Here is an 18951-nt window from a genome sequence, read left to right as displayed (position 1 = left end):
TATCAATCCTTATTTAAAATTTCTTGAACTCTTTTAAGATCTTCTTTATTATCAACTTCCATGCATAATAAACTTCCAATATCCACATATTTGAGTTCAATCTTTTTATTTAAAACTTGATTTAAAGCCTTTTCAGCATAAACTTTATTTTCACCATTCATTATAAAATTTCCAATTTCATTTAACCAAACTTTAAAATCATTATATTTAAATTTATAAAAAGGCTGTAATGAAAAAGCATTATTCCCTTCTAGATTTACATCAATTTTTTTAACATTATAATCTTCAATTATTGCTTTAAAATCTTTAGATGGATTCTTCTTATTTTTATTTATTAAAACAAAATTATCAAATACAGCACTATTTATCTTCTTAAGAATTTTATCATTAAACACCAAATCCCCATGTAATAATAAAACATCAGCACGTTCACTAATTATTTCTTTAGCCAAATACATTGAATATATATAGTTGGTTTTATCATATTTGTTATTATTAATTAATTGTATATTTAAGTTCTCATAATTCTTTTTAATTAATTTTTTGATTTCAGATTCATAAGGACCTGTTGTTATAACAATATCAGTTATATAATTGTCTCTTAAAATATCTAATTGTCTTGATAATATTGTCTGATTATTATTAATTTCTACCATACATTTAGGTTTCTTATCCGTCAACTCTCCCATTCTTCTTCCAAGACCAGAATTTAATATTAATGCTTGCATTAATTTCTATCTCTCTGTAAATAATCCATAAATAACTCTTTTCGTTTATGAGAAGATATATCAGGTCTTCCTAGATCATCCCTTGCTCCTTTGTGAATTTTTATCTCCATAAGTGCTGGACCTTTACAGATAATAAAATCTTCTAACTTTTCTTCTAGTTCCTTTTTGGTTTCTACCTGGAATACAGTTTCATAACCTAAACCTTTTACAGTTTTATTAATATCAATATTAAAACCAACAGTAGGTTGACCACCCACGGAATCATGAGCTCCATTATTTAAAATCACATGTTTAAAGTTTTTGGATCCTAATGAGCCAACCAAAGAAAGACCACCTAAATGCATAATCATTGAACCATCACCATCTAAGCAATATATATTCTCGTTTTTCCGATCAACTGCTACTGATAAAGCTATCTGTGATATATGTCCCATAGATCCAACCATTAAAAAGTCATTATCATGAGATTGGTTATTTCTTTCTCTGATCTCATAAAGTTCCCTTGATGCCTTTCCTGTTGTAGAAAAAAATACACCATCTTCTATATTATTAACTAATATTTCAATAGCTTCTTCTCTACTCATTTCAAAGTTATTTTTATACTTACCATTCAATTCATATTTTTCAAAAGTACCTCGTCTTACTATTAATGCATATGGCTTATTTTCTTTCTTGAAATAATCTTCAATATTTCCCAATAATATATTAGCCTCTTCTGTATTTTCTGGCAAAATATTATATTTAATATCTATAGTATCTAATAATTTTTTAGTCACTTCGCCTTGTTTTAAATGTTGGCAAGCATCATTTTTATTAGGCTCTCCACGCCAACCAATTATTAAAAGCATTGGTATATCATAAACATTTTCTTCAACAAGAGACAATAAAGGATTTATAGAATTTCCCAAACCTGAATTTTGCATGTAAACTAAACCAACTCTATCTGTAGATAAATTATAGCCGGCAGCAAGGGCAATAGCATTGCCCTCATTTGCCGCTATTATATTTTTTTCATTAGAAGTATTATCAGTTACATAAGCACAAAAATCTTTCAGTAAAGAGTCAGGAACTCCAGCAAAAAATTCTATACCTATATTATTAAGTTTTTCATAAAAATCAGCTGGTTTAATCATAAATTTATTTTCCTCCTGGTATTAAAGTTAAAATTTCTTTAATTGGCATACAATAATCTTCATCTGCTTCTTTAGCTCTATTATTTCTTAAAATACTCTCAGCAGTATTTTTCATTGCAGGATAAGCACTTCTAATTAACTGATTAGCATATATTACAACATTAATACCAGCTTCAATTAATTCATCTTCAGTAATTTGACAATATGAAGAAGGTACGGCAACTAAAGGAATTTTATGGTCAAACTTTTTATATTCTTCACAAAACTCGAGAATCTCAACTGGAGTATCAATCTTACTATGTATCATTATAGCATCTGCTCCAGCTTCAATGTAAGCTTTGGCTCTTTTTAAAGCATCTTCTAAACCAGCTTTTAAAATTAAACTTTCTATTCTTGCTATAATCATAAAATCATCAGTTACCTGAGCTTTTTTACCAGCTACTATTTTTTCACAAAAATGTTCAATAGAATCCTGTTCTTGTTGAACTTCTGTACCAAATAAAGAATTTTTCTTTAAACCTATTTTATCTTCAATTATTACAGCAGAAACTCCAATTCTTTCTAAGCTTTTAACCGTAAATGTGAAGTGTTCAATCTTACCACCAGTATCTCCATCTAATATAATAGGTTTAGTAGTTACTTCAAGAATTTCATTAATTGTATTTATTCTAGAAGTAAGGTCAACTAATTCAATATCTGGTTTTCCTTTAACAGTAGAATCACATAGGCTGCTAATCCACATACCATCAAAACTTGCTATTTCTCCATTTTCAACTACTTTTGTCTTTTCTGCTATTAAACTAGTTAAACCATTATGAGCTTCTAAAATTTTTACAATTGGTTTCATTTCAATTAATCTTCTTAATTTTTTCCTTCTTTGATTAGGTGTAGTCCCTAATTCATCAATTTTATCATCTAGTTGTTCAATAGATTCTCCCTCAGTATATTCTATTTCAACTAATTGTCCATCCCATTCAGCCAAAGTTTTAATTACTCTTTCTCTAATGCTTTTCTGAGGTCCTTTTTTCCAATCGTCTCCATGAACTACATAATCAGGTTTAATTGTTTTAAGAATATTAACATAATCTAACTCTTTCTGTTTAACTACTTTATTTACACCTTTGATATTTTCTATTATTTTTTTTCTTTCATCAAATGATAAAAGAGGAAATCTTTTATAACTAGCTACAACCTCATCTGCTAAAATGCCAACTGTTACTTCTCCTAATTCCCTTGCTTTCTCAATTATGTTCATATGCCCATGATGAATTATATCTGTACTCATTGCTAAATAAACTTTTTTCACTTTTTTCCACCTTTCATATTATGAATCCTGTTAATTTATAGGAAACTTAAATTAATTTTCTCACAGAATTTATAATTATTATACTCAGTAAAAAACATTCCAATAATAGAGACAAAATTTTATATTCAAATCAAAAGTTAAATATCAAAATATTTGTCCGATAATCTATTCCAACTTTATATAATATACATAATAATACTTTAAAAAATATACTTTAATTTATCTTAGGTCTTTAATCCATAAATCTCACCCACTCAAATTAGCCAATTTCCTGAACTTATAATTACCCTCAACTAACTCATCATAAGTACCCGAGTCAATAATCTCTCCATCCTCTAAGAGATAAATTCGATCACAATCCTTAACAGTACTTAATCTATGAGCTATCATTACCATTGTTTTAACTTCAGCGATATTATTAATAGCTTCCATAACAGATTTCTGAGTTCTATTATCTAAAGAACTTGTAGCCTCATCTAAAACTAAAACTTCTGGATCATGATAAAGAGCTCTAGCTAGTCCTAACCTCTGTCTCTGTCCACCACTTACTCTAACTCCTCTTTCTCCAACAATGGTATCATAACCTTTCGGTAATTCATCTTCTATAAATTGATCTATATTAGCTATTTTAGTAGCTTTTTTAACTGCTTTCATATCTATTTGATCTTCTGGAACTCCAAAAGCAATATTGCTTGAAATGGTATCATCACATAAATATATATCCTGAGGTACATAACCTATATTCTGCTGCCAGTTCCTCATATTATCCTCAGTTAATTTTACCCCATCCACAGTCATTTTACCTGATTGGAATTTTAAAAGACCTAAAATAATATTAACTAAAGTAGATTTACCAGCTCCAGTAGCTCCAGCTAAACCTATTTCTGTATGATGCTCAATCTCAAAACTAACATTATTGAGCACTGGCTTATTATCTCCTGGATATTTAAAAGATAAGTTTTCTGCTTTAATTGTATCTTTAAAATCTAAAGCTTCAGGTATTTCTTTCGGCCAGGCTTTAGAAGCAAACTGCCCTGTTTCAAAAATATCTTCATGTATTCTATCTAAAACAGCAGAATTAAAAGTTAGAGAACTAACTCCTGCAAAGATTTTCTGTAAGGCAGGCATCAAACGATAACCAGCAAAGGCAAACAAACTTACTATAGGAACTACCTGACTTGCCTCCTGACCAGAAATAATCAGATATAAAACAAGTAAAACTATCCCTCCAAAAGCAACTGCCTCTAAAATATAGCGAGGTAATCTTCGGATAATATCATACCAGGCTCTTAAATCAGCATGCTCAGAAGAATGAACTGCAAAACGATTAATAAACTCTTCTTCTTTACTTCTGACTTTTATCTGTTTAACTCCATTGAAAGCTTCATTGGCAGTTTTATAACGATATTTATTTGCCTCAAGCCTTTCTGCTCCTGCAGTTTTCATCTTCTTTTTAGTGAAAAAATAAATTAAGCCATAACTTCCACCTAAAATAAATATAGCTGCCAGAGTAACTCTAAAATCAGTAATAAATAAAAAAGATATTAAAGCTAAAGCAACTAAACTGTAAGTTATTAAATCAACAAGTTGGATTAAATACTGAGTTGTTAATGATTGAACTTCCTGCAATACATTTTTACCTAAATCAGATGAGTTGTTGACTAAAAAATAGCTGTAAGGTTTAGCCATATATTGTTTTAATAACCTTAACGAAAGTCGGTGGTTGTTCTTCCAGACGAACTTCATCTTTAACCAGATAGCAAAGGTAGAAATAGCATTTGATAAGACAATTACAAAAAACATTGCTGCTCCGATAAAAATTGTAAATCTATTGATCGATTCAAAATTAAAATAATTATATAAAGTGTTAAGCACTCTGCTCTCTTCTATCATTTCTGGGTTCATTACTAAGTCCATAAAGGGCATTACAGAAGCAACTCCAACAACCTGAGCTAATGCCATAGCTAAGATAGCTATTAGCAGACCGAAAATCTGCAGCCTTTCTCTTTTATTAAATAAATCCCATAATTTTTTAAGCGAAGTAATCATTTAAACTTATGCCCCCAAATTTATATTTATATATCATTTATGTAAAATCCACAAATATATGAAATAACTCCAATATTACAAACGAAAATTTTCAATAGACTCATCCATCATATCTTGATTGATCCCTATATAATCTAATGTTACCCATTGTTTAGAGTGATTAAAAAGTTTCTGAAGAAGAGCTAAATCTTTATACTGTTTATAGTGATGATAACCAAAGGTCTTCCTTGTCGTTGTGCAAGCTATTCTTTCTAAATTAACTTCTCTACCAACTTCTTTCATTATTCTGTGAGCCTGAAACCTTGATAAAGGTTTATTTTTGCCAATTCTACTCTGAAACAAATATTCGTAATCATCCATATCTTTCATATATTCATCCAACTCTCTACGTAGATATGAATTGATTAAAAACTGCTTAATTTTAGAAGTCTTTTTCTCTATAATCATAATATGCCTTTTATACCTTATATGTTCAACCTTAAGCGAAAGCAAATCACTTATTCTCAAACCTGTGTTAATACCTACCACAAAAATCATATAATTTCTATCACTTTGGGCCTTCAATATTGCTTTGATTTGCTCAATCTTTTTCTTGTCTCTAATTGGTTCAACCCTTTTCATTTTCAGTCTCCTCTACAAGTCAAGAACTTGATAAGCAATTGTCGAATTTAAAATATAACATAATAGAATATAAAACCTAAATCAAGACATCGAGTGTCAAAGTAAATATATGTAAAATATTTTAGTTATTGTTTATTTCCCTCAAATTAACTTTTTTAAGCTATTTTTAATCATTTAATATCTAAAAATATTAACTACTTCTGCTTCCTTAAAGTTAGTTTCAAGTCCTGGATTCCAGTGATAGAGAACATTTTCTTTTATATCAAATATAGTTTCCTCAATATTTTCTACTCCATCAACAACAGTATAATCCACTTCAAGTTCAACTAATATATTCTGGACGATATTTCGAATTTCATCTTTACGTTCTTCTAGAATATAAATGTTTTTCCCTTCCTTGCTGTGTTTATTAGCCAACTCTTCTATTGAAGCCTGAAGTTGATTAATAGCCTGATAGGATTTCTTCACATAATCGATGGTCTTTTTAGTCTTTTCTTTGATTCCTTTGGGAGTTAAAATATATTTCATATTTCTAGAATTCAGTTTTTTAATTTTCACTAACCCTTTTTTAGCACATTTTTTTATCAATGCATTAACTAAACCCAGTGAAAAACCTGTCTGATCAGCTATTTTCCTTTGAGATGGACTGTCTTCTCTATCGAGTATAATTAGTATATCAGTGATTTTCTCTTCCATAGCTTAACCCCTCTAAGTTTGCGGTAATTTAATTTTTAAACAAAGTTCAATTAATTAACAACTTTGATTATAATATATAATTGCTACAAAATCAAATTTTGGAAGAAATAATCAAATCTTATCCTTTTACAGTAGCTCTTCTTTTGCTTCATCTAAAGTTTTACCGAATGTTTCTATCGAAATCTGCTGCAGTTTGTGTTCTGTAAGCAAAAGTTCTTTAAGCAATCTTTTCTCAAGCCTTTTATCTATTTGAGTGCTGACATTAATCATACCTTCCATTTTAGAATTTACATTATCAAAAATTTCTATTAATTCTCTTATTTCGTCATTTAACTCAACATTGTTAACTAACTCGTCTTCTAGTTTTTCCTGGTTGATAAAAATTTCAACCGCTTTTCTTATATCTATCCTGGGATGTTTTTTGATTAGATCTTTCAATTTCATGCTTTGCTTTCTTGTTAATCCATAATCCATTATTGCATCTAAATATCTTGTCGCTAGTTCATGATTATAAGTTGTTGATTCCAGATTTTTTGCTAAAGAAAGATGAGATAAAGTTAAATTTGCACCATCTTTTTCATAAAAATTATCAATTATTGCCTGTTGATACTTTTCTTCATATTCTAAGATTATGAGCCAAACTGTTAATGTCATTCTAGCTATATCTAACTTTTCACTAGCTGCTTTCTTGCTTAAATTTTCTTCTTTGATATATCGATCTATTATTAATGCTCGCTCAAGAGGATCTATTTCTTTAGGTTGTAAATTTTTGATGATTTCTTTCTTTTTTAAATCTAACTCGATATCATCAACAACAATAACAGATATTTCGTCTTTACCTGCTTTTCTATTAGCTTTAATCCTGGAATTGCCGCTCAATTGTAAGTAACCATTATCTAGTTCTTTCACAATCACCATTTCTAAAATGCTAATTTGCGAAATGGAACGAGCAAATTCCTCCCATTTCTCTTTATTAAAATCCATAGGATATAAACTTGGGTTCTTTTTTATCATATCTATTGAAATTTTTTCAATCCTAATCAATAAAACACCTCCTATATTGGCTGATATAGAACTGTTTTAGGTTTTATAACCCCTTTATGCCTTTTAGTCTGTTAAAATCCATGTAAAGCTGTTCTGGTAGATTTTAGAGCACCCTGATAGGCTAGCTGTTTAACTATCAGATCAATAATTAACTCTTTTCTTTTTTGATTAAATTATTCTTTGTATTTTGAAAAATCGATAAAGAAATCTTTCCACTTGTAATCGGAATCATCTTGTTTGTTATCTTCACTGGAGTTATTTTTTTGGGAAGAATGGGTTGACTTATTTGTAGACAGAACATTATCCAACTGATCAACTGTATAAATTTCATCCTCTACAAGCATAAATAGCCTGTTAAAGAAAAACGATTAGTTATGTCCTCCTAAACCACAATACTCAATAGCTTTTAAAATAAGCTGCTCAGATAATCCTTCAGAAATATATTTGTTGATTTTTTCTAGTTGCAAATCATATATAATTTGCATTTGATCACATCTTAAATATTCTGACAATATTTTATCGGATTATTTTAGCTAACACAGATCCGAAAATTTTAACAGTGCTAGTCTTTGAAACATCACTTTTTGGATTTGTTACACCTATTATTTTAATAACAAGGCATTTCTTTCAGAAATATATATAATTTCAAAATTTAGAAAACTAAATTCATGCTTCTTTGTGTTTTTGTTTTTATCAATAAACTGATCAAATTATTTTTGCTCTGGTCACAATTGTAAACTAACTTTTACCACTGTAGATTTACATTGTGAATCAATTTCTCACATTACGAGCATCTAAATTAAGTATATCTGACAATTCAGCAGAAAAATAATATTAATTATCTGCCATTATCCTTGCTTCCTTCTAATTATTTGCATTAATAATATAACACATTTTAGTACAAATCAATACAAAACGAAAATATAAATTATAAGAGATTTTATTCTTATACTCTAATATATTTTAAATTTTGCTTATGCAATTGTATTAGGACATAACATCCCTATTGGCAGCAAATAAAATTATGAAAAAAAACGAATAATTCAAAGATAGGGTGGACTTAAAAACAAGTCCACCCACCCCAAAACAGGAGTCCACCCTCCGACATCGTTGTCATGTCAGGCAAAGGTGGTTTGGTGGACCTGAAAGTGGGTTTTGGGGGTGCCTGTGCAACTCTGTCTCTGGGTTGACCTGTTCAAAAGCTAATATATATATATATAAATAATTCTAGTGTAAGTGTATAAGATTAAGAACAACCAGAAGTGAATACACAGCGATAATTGCACAGGTGCTTAAATATGGCAAAACAAGTCCACCAAACCACCTTTTACTAACGTGCCGGGCTTCATGGAGGGTGGACTTCGATATTTCGAGGGTGGACCTGAAATCAAGTCCACCCTATATTAACATATTATGTTTAAATAAGTAATAAAATGGATAAAAAGCTCTTTAAAACCTCATTTATTACTGATAATTCCATAATTTATATAAATGCCTTTTCCCCATAATAGAATACTTAATACATTTGAAGAGTTAAAATATGAGCTATTAGACTATATTAATTGATATAATTATCGCAGAATTACTGGTTCTATTCCTGGTTTTTTAGATTATCTAACACCCGTTGAATATTAATGTTCAATATTTGATAGATTACAATAAATAGCATACCCATCATAAATATAATCTGCTGTAAATTTAATATAAATAATCGCTTATTTGTATAATTTAAAAAAATTTTTTTGAGATGAAAATATTTATTTAAAAGGAGTTTCCAAATTAAAAAGGTTATAATAAGTTTTAAACCAATTTTTTATATTTTTTTTCGATTGTATTTGCTATTAGATTTTATATAATTGAACATCTCATCATCATTATTAAAATCTTGTTTTTGAAAATCTATATAAAAATTATAAAATTCCATAATACGGTGATAATTTATTGAATTGAGTTTTTGGTCAATCTCATTATATTCTAATTCTTCTTTTTTTAAATAATACAAATTATTCCAGAGTTTTTTTGTCGGTAAATTACCTGGATAAGACCATACTGATTCCTGCTCTCTTAATAATTTTTTTTTGTAATTTTCTTTCCCTTTTTTGTAAGAATCAGAATTAATTTTTTCAGATATATCCTCTTTAGTTTTATCAGGATTATCTATCATTTCTTTCAATTTTTCCAATTCATGCTTATCAATTTTAAATTGAACTATCAATTCTCTTAAGTCATATAGCTTTTTTTTAGGAGGAATAAAAAAGCTTTCTATATCTTTAATGTTTTTCATATCAAAAACAATACAATTGCTCAAAAAAATTGCAAATGGATCTTCCAAAGGATTTACCTCTGTAAATTTATCTCTAATAACACCACTTTTATCTTCTGCAATACGCCATAAGAAACGATTAATCTCATCTATTCCATATTCAGGCCCAGCTACAGATGGATAAGACCATTTTTTAATTAAATTAATAAATTTTATTTTTATTTTCTCGTGTAAACGCTTAAAGTCAAATATCATTTCCTTATCTTTAAATTCATTTTTTATTTTGCAGCCTTTTATTATATATTTATTGAATTTATATATGTAGCCATCCTTATTTTGATAATCTAATGATTTCTCATAATTTGTTTTACCATTATCAATATCCTTTTTCATCCCAAGATAAGATCTTTTAAAAAGTCTATATTCTTTTCTCTCCTTTTCTGATAAAGGATCCTCTATTTTAGTATGATTCAATTCATTATAATAATTATTAATAAAACAATAAAATTTATAAATTATAGATCCTTCGAGTTTGTTTTCGGGAACAAAATACTCGAATAAATCTTGATAATCATATATTGTTATATCGAAAATATGACTATATACTTTAAATTCTATTTCCATAGAAGGTATTACATTATTAAATCTTTCTTCTTTTATATTTAAGTAATTACCTAAGTCTAAATAGAAATCAAATAAATTATAATGATCAAACTTTATATAATTTATTTCTGATCTAAATTCTGACAAAAAATTTATTTCATTTTTTTTATAAACTATATTTTTTTTTATATTATTATAAATATTAGATAATTTATCATTATCAACAAATAACTTTTCATGTTCATATTCCTTTTCATATTCATAAAAAATTAATTCCGCAAATTTCTTTTCTGCATAAAATCTTTTTTTGTTATTGATGATTTTATTGAATAAATTGTTAATCTTAAGATAGTCAATTTTGTCTTGTTTTAGTTCGCAAATAATCTGTTCAATATATATTTTTATTTTGTCTTCTAAATTATTTAACAATGATTCTAATTTTTTGTAAATTATTTTGACTTTTTTAAGACTTATTTCTCCTTTTGGCTTTTCAAAATTTATTTCTAAATTAGTATTAATCTTATTAAATTCATCATTATCGAGTAATTCCCGAAAAAGAGCAGAAATCTTTTTTATATTTATATTACTTTTCATTGTTTTTAGTTCAAGCAATATTTTATTTATTTTATTTTTAACTTCTTCTTTTTTAGCTGTTTTATTTTTATAGGAAGAAATTATATCTTTGTGAATATTTGCTAGCACATCATTATTAATTCCTTCTTCTTTTAAATCATCAAAAAATATCTCTAAATACTCCTCTGCCTTATGACTCTCAGTAAATTCTTCCTTATCTAAAAACCAATTCTTATAATTTTTAGATATTTTGTCTATCCTCTTGTTAATTTTTATTTTTTTTAATTCAAGCAATATTTCATTTATATTTTTTTTAGCATCTTCTTTTTTAGCTGTTTTATTTTTATAAGAAGAAATTATATCTTTGTGAATATTTGCTAGCACATCATTATTAATTCCTTCTTCTTTTAATTCTCCAAAAATTATTTCTAAATGTTTTTTTGTTTCAAAATATTTATTTGTATTGATATTAGTCTTGGTAAATTCTTTACTAGTTAATATTTTCTGAAAAGATTGAGATATTTCGTTAATATTAATTTTTTCTTTTTTTAGTTCAAGAATTATATTATTAATAATTTCCTTGGTTTCCTCATAACCTGTTTTGCTTTTATCATAAGAACTTACTTTTTCATAGATATTTGATATTACATCAGAATTGAGCTCTTCTTTTGAGAACGCAACAAAAATAGATTTCAAAATTATATTGATTTTTTTAATATTTCTGTCTTTAATTTCAGCCGCTAAATTTTTATAAAATTTATATATATTATTACCTCTATTTTTTTTCTCGATGACTTTATCTAAATACAACTCCATTATAAAAGAACATTTTTTTAATTTAAATAGAAGATCAAATTTATCATAACTATTATTCTTCTTATGATGTAATTCATGTAATAGTAAATCTCGATATTCTTCTCTATTGGCATTTTCACCATTTTTGTAATCTATTATTATTTTATTTATATTAAATTTTTCTTTGATTTTCGACTGCCAACTATCTATATATATATTATCGTCAATACCGGGAATATTTCCCTCATAAAATATATATTCAATATTTTCTCTATCTATATTAACTGGTAGTATAGGCCCGGTTAATTTCAGCTCCCCGCATTTATTAATTCGATTATCCTTATCCCAATTTATAGTTGTAATTTTTTTGCTTATCCAATCATTTCTAATCTCTTTTATATCTTCATTAAATTCTTGAAAATCTGGGTTGTTAAGTAAATTAATACAATAGATTAATGTTTCACGATATGAAGTTTTTAATATTTCTTTTTTATAAGCTTTATCTGTCATTCTTAATCACTCCCTTAATTCAATATTGAACATAAATATGTTTTTACCTCTATTATTTTCTCTTTTGTAAAACAATAATTTTTTGTTTTACATCGAACAAGATTTTAACTTATATTATAATTTCAATATAAGAATAAAAAATTGCATACCAGCAAAGAACTACTAGGAGGTGGAAAATGAAAAATAATGATAAATATCAAGATAATGAAAATTTGTTTAAAGAACTATCTAGAAAATCAAGAAAAGATCTGCCATTTACACTATCTCCAGCAGATTTAGTTCAGATTTTGCCATACGGCAAAACTAAAGTTTATGAACTATTAAATAGAAGCATAATACCTGCTAAAAAGCTAGAAGGGAAATGGGTGATTCCACGCGATAAATTCTTAGCTTGGTTTTACAGTGATCTTGATAATAAAAGCAGTTAAATTATTTATTCTTTTCTTGTATAAGGATAGTAGATAGCAATATAAGGGAGGAATAACAATGGCACACATTAGAAAAACTGAGAGTGGTAATTACGAAGTTTTTATGGATATGGGTAAAGATCCTGCCACTGGAAAAAGAAATAGAATTAGCAAGACTTTTAATACGAAAAGAGAAGCAAAAGATTGGGTGGCTAAAAAGCGGCAAGAAAAAACTATGGGAATTGGAACTTCTTTAACAAAAATTAGCGTTGAAAAGTATTTAAAAAGATGGTTAGAAGATTATGCTCTGCCAAAACTATCACCTACTACTTATGCAGGATATGAAATGATAGTAACAAAACATATTATACCTGCACTAGGGGCTTTAAAATTAAAAGAAGTTAAACCACTCCATATTCAATCTTATCAAAATAAAAAATTGAAAAAAGGTAGGTTAGATGGGAAAGAAGGTGGTTTATCTAAAAAAACTGTTCTTCAGCACCACAGAATACTGAATAGAGCTTTTAAACAGGCTGTACTATGGCAGCTCATTTCTTACAATCCTGTAAAAGCAGTCCCTGCTCCAAGTCCTGAGAAGCCTGAAATAAGAACCTTATCAATTGAAGAGGTAGAACATTTGCTGAATAAAGCAGGTAACTCTTGGCTTTATTATTTCATATATGTAGCAGTAAATACTGGTATGCGTAGAGGTGAATTATTGGGATTAGGTTGGAATCACATTGATTTTAACGGTAAAACCATTCAGGTAACTAGAACATTAGTAAAAACTAAAAAAACTGGTATGGTATATAAGGGACCCAAGAACAAATCCAGCCGCAGAGTAATATCAATTGCAGAAGACGATACTAAAATTTTAAAGAAATTAAAAATAAAACAAAATGAAAATAAATTACTCTTTGGACCAGAATATCAAAATAACAACTTAGTATTTTGTAAGTCAGATGGAAGTAAAATATATCCTAACACTACTACAAATCGTTTTAAGTTACTTGCTAAAAGAATAGGACTTAATAGCGTAAGCCTGCATGATCTTAGACATACACATGCAACCTTGATGCTGCAAGCAGGAGTACATCCTAAAGTTGTACAAGAAAGATTAGGTCATTCTACTATCACTACAACTTTAGATACATATTCTCATGTTATTCCTTCTATGCAGAAAGAATCAGTTGATAAGTACAAGAAATTTATGAATTCATAATTGAATATCTGCAGGAATGCAAACCTGCAGATATTTTTTAGCCATTAATTTAAAAAGGAGATGATTTTATGACAAGTGATGAAATTATGGATGAGATTTATAGACTAAAAGAAGAAAGACACGAAGATGATGAATTTGATACTGAAAAGGAGAAGCAGGATACTATTAATAGCCTCGAAGATCTATACTATAAAACAGTAAGAAAGGAAGCAATCAATTCATTTTGGGAAGATGCTGAAAATGGTATTAATCCATGGACAGGCGATAAACTTACTGATTTAGATGAATTGTTCCCTCCTAGTTAATTGAAGATTAATTACTGCTTTAATAAACTATTTAATTAAATTAGCAGCTTGCTTTTAAAGTAAGCTGCTTTTATATTAATTTACTTAATTTTTAAAATGGCAGGATTATGGCAGGATTCACTCCCAAAACACAAAAAGACCCGCCTCTCGGCAGGTCTCTAAAATAGGCGTTAGCCCTTAATATTCAATGGCGGAGAGACGGGGACTCGAACCCCGACACCTTTCGGCTTCACCGGATTTCAAGTCCGGCCCCTTAGCCAATTCGGACATCTCTCCACTTATGTCACAAGTAATATTGTACTATATCTTTTTATTGCTGTCAAGATATTTTCTGCTTTTTTTATCTTATCTAGAAATTATACAAAGAAAGAAAAGCTGAAAGTAATTAAAATAATTATTTTTTCTTTTATTTGATTTTCATCTCTCAACTAACAACATTCTGGGGATTACCAGCTAACCACTTTTCTATGTTATTAAATACTATATCTGCTCTTTTTAAAAAAGCCTCATCTGTTGCAAATGCTGTGTGAGGAGTTAAAATAGTATTTTTGGCATTTAAAAGTGGATGATCTTCCGGAATCGGTGGTTCCATTTCAAAAACATCTATTCCTGCTCCGGCAATTTTTTCATTATTTAAAGCCTCAGCTAAATCTTTACTATTTACTACAGGCCCCCGGGCAGTATTAATTAAAATTGCATTCTTTTTCATCAAAGCAATTTTTTCTACATCAATCAAATTTTTTGTTGACTCTTTTAGAGGTACATGCAGGCTTACAATATCACTCTCCTGCATTAATTGATCTAATTGCAAATATTCTACCTCAAGCTCTTCGCCCGCTTTATGTTTTTTATGATTATCAACCAGTATATTACAGTCAAATGCTTTGGCAATTCTGGCAGTTTTTTGACCTATTGAACCAAATCCAATAATACCGAATTTCTTTCCTGCAAGTTCATTTCCAATTAAACCTTTTCTGGTTTTCGAGGCTCTAACAGCCTGATCAGACTCTTTTATATTTCTCATTAAATCAATTACTAGACCGAAGACTAATTCCGCCACAGCCTGATTTGCATAACCGGAGGAATTCGATACTACTATATTATTTTTCTGACAGGCATCAATCGCAATATGGTCATAACCTGTAAATGCAACAGAAATCATTTTTAAATTTTTGCAGCTATTTATTACATCAGCTGAAAGCGACTGATTAGCAATAATTAAAATATCAGCATCTTCGGCTCTTTTAATCATTTCCTTATCATTTTTGGCCCTATTAGAATAAGCGATCAATTGATGACCTTCAACTTCAAATCTTTGTTTGTATTCTTCTAACTTCATCATAGAAATATTAATCGGTTCAATCATCACAATTTTCATTTAAAATCCCTCCTAATTATTGAAAAATCTCAACTTAAGTACTTCTCTATTATTCTATTCTCTCACAAGCATCATTTATTTTAAAGCTTTTTTAAAAAAATAGTCTACTTAAAACTATCTTTCTACTAATATTTGTAAAGAAAAACTCTATTTTTTTGATAAATATAGAATTAAAAGCATAATATAGGTCATAGTGTTGCGTAATCATTGCTAAAATGATATTATAGTTATATAGAGTAAATTGAACTATAGTTAAATTTACTCTAGCTATTTGGAGCTAAATAGTATTTGAACAGAGCAATGATAATAATTGAGCCTCTAATCTTCGATCAAAAGAAAAAGCCTTTATTTTAAACAGACTATAATTAAAAATGTTTTAACTAATACTAAATTAGATATATCTTAAAAGGAGGAAGTCGATTGAAGAATCAAATGATTAATAAACTTAAAAATAATATTGAGATTGTAGAAGAAAAGCTGAAAAACTATGATCCTGAGCAAAGTAATGAAATAAAACAAAAAAATCTGAATATAATAGCTTCTGCTTTAAAAACAATTTATTCCTATATAGAAGTTTCAATGGGTATAAATGATCGAGAAGTTGAGAATATTAAAATCAAATATAGGAATTTAGATCATCAATACAAAAAACTAAAAAAGAAACTTGATAATGCACCTGATGACACTAAAAAAAATTATTTAACGTAATAGAAACTCCTATCAATTTAAATTGATAGGAGTTTAGTTTTAAGAGTTATAATATTAATTGAATATTTTTTGTAATTATTATCTTATAGGACAGGCAGCTCCAGTTTCACATGCACCCTCTTCTACTTCTCGTTCTATATATTCTGTTTCATACTTTGTTACTAAAGAGGGATTAAATCTTTTCATCTCTTCTACTCTTTTATTATATTCTTCTTCTGTGATTTCTTCATAAGGCATTAGTTCATAGAAGTTATCACTGTAGGATAGGAATGAAATCCCAACTACATCATCCCAGTTTTCCCATAACCATTCTTCTACATCTTCCCATTCATCATCTTTTACATGAACAGTAATAGAAGCGTTGTGGTCAACATAGTTTTTCATAAACATCTTATATGTTTCCAGCTGGGTAATAGCATCAATGTCAGCTTTAACTTCACCTTCTGGTGCCTTAACCGGAAACTCTATAACTAATGTTTCTGGATCATCTGGATTCTGACCTACTTCTGGATGAATAGGATAATCTAATTCTTCACAGACCCGGGCCAGCGGATCAGATGCAGAAATCCTTACCCTACGTATATAATATGCACTGTGAGAATAATGCAAACCACTAGAAACTGTTGGCATCTGAGTTTGAGTTCCCTCAGGTTTAACCGTGGTCATCAATTTGGGCACATTATCTCCCACATCTTCTGCTATCTCTTTAGCAGCCTTATGTGATACCTCTCTTAACTCTTTTAAAAGTTGTGCTTCCTCTTCTTCACTTAATCCAGCAGCATTTTTCATGTCCTGCCAGCCCGTTACAGAGTTTCCAATCAATCTGTCTCTTTTGTTTATTTGATCCCATTCTGGAAGTTCAAATTCTATTAAAGACATCCTGTAACCGGAACGAGCAGAAAGTTTTTGGGCCTCAAACATGGCTTCTTTATCTAGATTACCTTCTTCATCAACAAATGCCATCACATTTAATGATGTTAAATTACATACTCCTTTGGAGTCCAAGAGAATTTCAGCACAGGGATTAACTCCTTTAAAGTTTTCGCGCCTGCGGCTTGCTTCTACAGCATTAATAAAACCTGGCTCTCCACTAAAACGCATCTGCTTAACATGCCAACTAAGCTGTTCTCGAGAAGGCTTATCTTCATAGAAAATACTGTTATTGCTCATCTGACGGTGAGAAATCTCGGGATTGATAACCCATTCATCATCTTCTTTTATATAAAGATTGCTTTTAGCCTGGGCAATTTCTTTATCTTCTTTAGCAAAAAGACAAATTTGAGATGAACGTCTAACTCCACCAGAAACTACATTTTCTGCTATTATGTTTGCAATATCCATTGCATCGATTGACTTTAATTTAACTCTTTTAATAGAGTCCATTTCTCTATCCGGTTTTTCTCTTAAAAGTTTATCTATTTTAGTGAACATTCTCTTCAAACTTTGATGTCCTGAAGCGGTTCCACCAAAAGTTTTTAGCTTTTCTCCTTTAGGGCGAACAGAATCATAATTAAAGATAATTCTTTTTACAGGACGAAAAGCATGATCAGTTAAAAACTTAAAGTAATATTCTAAAGATTGGATCCAGCCTTCTTTACTGTCACCAACATTTACTTTTACTACATCTTTGCCGTCAAAATCAAAATCTGTATATTCTCTTCTTTCATCTTTAGGTACAGGCTCATAATATTTATGAATAACCTCTATATCTGTTCTAATCTTAGGCAATTTCTCTACATCACGAGGTAATACGCGAAATCCAACACCGCTACCGATCATCAAAAGATAAAATAAATCTTGATAGGCTTTAAAACTATCAATTACTGTAAAACTACAATTGTAATTTGACATCCCATATTTTTTGCTGGATTTGGTTGAGGCTGTCCATAATGTCCTACCAGCTAAAAAGTTCTTTAAATAATAAACATTATCATAAAGCTTTTCTGCCTCTTTTTTAGTAGTAGGAGCTAAAGAACAATTATATTCAACAGCCCTTTTGACTGTTTCCCACCAGTATTCTCTTCGCTGTTCTTCCGGTAACCAGCGAGAATATGTTCTATAATAAATAAATTCTCCCAACTCAGTTGGAAATGGATTAGGCTGATGCTTATATTTGCTTAAAAATTCATTGGTTAACAAGGCTCCTTCTTTATCCTTGCTTTTCCTTTGTAATCTTGACTGCTGTCTTTTACTTCTATATAATATATAAGTTTTTGCAGTAGTCACATAAGCTGATTTCATTAATTCTTCTTCAACTAAATCCTGAATCTCCTCAACCTTTGGCACTTTATCTTTACTGTAAAATTCTTTTTTTAGACTGTTTTCTACTTCAACAGCCACCTTCTCCGCATCTTTCTCACCTGCATCTTCTCCAGATTCAATCATCGCTCTGTGAATAGCCGTCTTTATCTTCTCTCTTTTATATTCTACCTCACGACCATCTCTTTTAATTACTGTCATATCAGATTTGCTCAAATTACCAACCTCCTTTAAATTACTAAATGTACCTGAATATTCATTATAGCATAATTTTGCCTATATTTCAGTATGAATACAGAGTAAATTAGTCAATTATACTTACTTAAAGCACATTAGATACAAATAAAGAAA

Annotated in this window: 15 protein-coding genes, 1 tRNA gene and 1 pseudogene; 5 read left to right on the top strand and 12 right to left on the bottom strand. The window is 29.0% G+C overall.

Annotation, left to right across the window (positions count from 1 at the left end):
* Positions 1-2: 2 nt before the first annotated feature.
* From HALSA_RS00240 to HALSA_RS12745, 8 genes are all read right to left on the bottom strand, one after another.
* The gene (locus HALSA_RS00240; RefSeq protein ID WP_013404646.1) at positions 3-728 is read right to left on the bottom strand and encodes a phosphocholine cytidylyltransferase family protein; all 726 of its coding nucleotides are present in this window, start codon (positions 726-728) and stop codon (positions 3-5) included.
* On the bottom strand, positions 728-1861 hold the full coding sequence (gene aepY, locus HALSA_RS00235) for a phosphonopyruvate decarboxylase (RefSeq protein ID WP_013404645.1): 1134 nt from the start codon (positions 1859-1861) through the stop codon (positions 728-730). The genes HALSA_RS00240 and aepY overlap by 1 nt, the downstream gene beginning before the upstream one ends.
* A 4-nt stretch (positions 1862-1865) precedes the next feature.
* The gene (gene aepX / locus HALSA_RS00230; RefSeq protein WP_013404644.1) at positions 1866-3167 is read right to left on the bottom strand and encodes a phosphoenolpyruvate mutase; all 1302 of its coding nucleotides are present in this window, start codon (positions 3165-3167) and stop codon (positions 1866-1868) included.
* A gap of 246 nt (positions 3168-3413) precedes the next feature.
* The gene (locus HALSA_RS00225; protein WP_013404643.1) at positions 3414-5216 is read right to left on the bottom strand and encodes an ABC transporter ATP-binding protein; all 1803 of its coding nucleotides are present in this window, start codon (positions 5214-5216) and stop codon (positions 3414-3416) included.
* A 75-nt stretch (positions 5217-5291) separates the two neighbouring features.
* Complete coding sequence (locus HALSA_RS00220) at positions 5292-5837, bottom strand: site-specific integrase (RefSeq protein ID WP_013404642.1); 546 nt, start codon at positions 5835-5837, stop codon at positions 5292-5294.
* Positions 5838-6011: 174 nt separating this feature from the next.
* On the bottom strand, positions 6012-6533 hold the full coding sequence (locus HALSA_RS00215) for a winged helix-turn-helix transcriptional regulator (RefSeq protein ID WP_013404641.1): 522 nt from the start codon (positions 6531-6533) through the stop codon (positions 6012-6014).
* 126 nt (positions 6534-6659) lie between these two features.
* The gene (locus HALSA_RS00210; RefSeq protein ID WP_013404640.1) at positions 6660-7577 is read right to left on the bottom strand and encodes a ParB/RepB/Spo0J family partition protein; all 918 of its coding nucleotides are present in this window, start codon (positions 7575-7577) and stop codon (positions 6660-6662) included.
* Between the two features lie 173 nt (positions 7578-7750).
* On the bottom strand, positions 7751-7921 hold the full coding sequence (locus HALSA_RS12745) for a hypothetical protein (RefSeq protein WP_160143031.1): 171 nt from the start codon (positions 7919-7921) through the stop codon (positions 7751-7753).
* 1153 nt (positions 7922-9074) lie between these two features.
* Between HALSA_RS12745 and HALSA_RS12740 the strand changes: the two are divergent.
* Positions 9075-9212 (top strand): annotated as a pseudogene (locus HALSA_RS12740) (IS3 family transposase); the annotation flags it as partial.
* Positions 9213-9390: 178 nt separating this feature from the next.
* Here HALSA_RS12740 and HALSA_RS00205 read toward each other — a convergent pair.
* Complete coding sequence (locus tag HALSA_RS00205; RefSeq protein WP_013404639.1) at positions 9391-12321, bottom strand: transcriptional regulator; 2931 nt, start codon at positions 12319-12321, stop codon at positions 9391-9393.
* 176 nt (positions 12322-12497) lie between these two features.
* On the opposite strand from HALSA_RS00205, the gene HALSA_RS00200 reads away from it, so the two are divergent.
* The 3 genes from HALSA_RS00200 (at position 12498) to HALSA_RS00190 (ending at position 14255) form a co-directional block, all read left to right on the top strand.
* Entirely contained in the window at positions 12498-12749 is a 252-nt protein-coding gene (locus HALSA_RS00200; RefSeq protein ID WP_013404638.1) for a helix-turn-helix domain-containing protein, read from the top strand.
* Between the two features lie 58 nt (positions 12750-12807).
* On the top strand, positions 12808-13950 hold the full coding sequence (locus HALSA_RS00195) for a tyrosine-type recombinase/integrase (protein WP_013404637.1): 1143 nt from the start codon (positions 12808-12810) through the stop codon (positions 13948-13950).
* 68 nt (positions 13951-14018) lie between these two features.
* Positions 14019-14255, top strand: coding sequence for a hypothetical protein (locus tag HALSA_RS00190; RefSeq protein WP_013404636.1), 237 nt, complete (start codon positions 14019-14021; stop codon positions 14253-14255).
* A gap of 188 nt (positions 14256-14443) precedes the next feature.
* Here the strand turns inward: HALSA_RS00190 and HALSA_RS00185 are convergent.
* A tRNA-Ser gene (locus HALSA_RS00185) sits at positions 14444-14531 on the bottom strand.
* Positions 14532-14679: 148 nt separating this feature from the next.
* Complete coding sequence (locus tag HALSA_RS00180) at positions 14680-15633, bottom strand: 2-hydroxyacid dehydrogenase (protein ID WP_013404635.1); 954 nt, start codon at positions 15631-15633, stop codon at positions 14680-14682.
* 420 nt (positions 15634-16053) lie between these two features.
* Between HALSA_RS00180 and HALSA_RS00175 the strand changes: the two genes are divergently transcribed.
* Positions 16054-16341, top strand: coding sequence for a hypothetical protein (locus tag HALSA_RS00175; protein ID WP_013404634.1), 288 nt, complete (start codon positions 16054-16056; stop codon positions 16339-16341).
* Positions 16342-16419: 78 nt separating this feature from the next.
* Here the strand turns inward: HALSA_RS00175 and nrdJ are convergent, their stop codons facing one another.
* The gene (nrdJ, locus tag HALSA_RS00170; protein WP_013404633.1) at positions 16420-18816 is read right to left on the bottom strand and encodes a ribonucleoside-triphosphate reductase, adenosylcobalamin-dependent; all 2397 of its coding nucleotides are present in this window, start codon (positions 18814-18816) and stop codon (positions 16420-16422) included.
* Between the last annotated feature and the right edge of the window lie 135 nt (positions 18817-18951).

Origin of the sequence: Halanaerobium hydrogeniformans, from assembly GCF_000166415.1 — a bacterium.
GTDB classification, from domain to species: domain Bacteria; phylum Bacillota; class Halanaerobiia; order Halanaerobiales; family Halanaerobiaceae; genus Halanaerobium; species Halanaerobium hydrogeniformans.
Note: the sequence above shows the minus strand (reverse complement) of the source record. Positions and strands in the feature narration are given on the sequence as shown.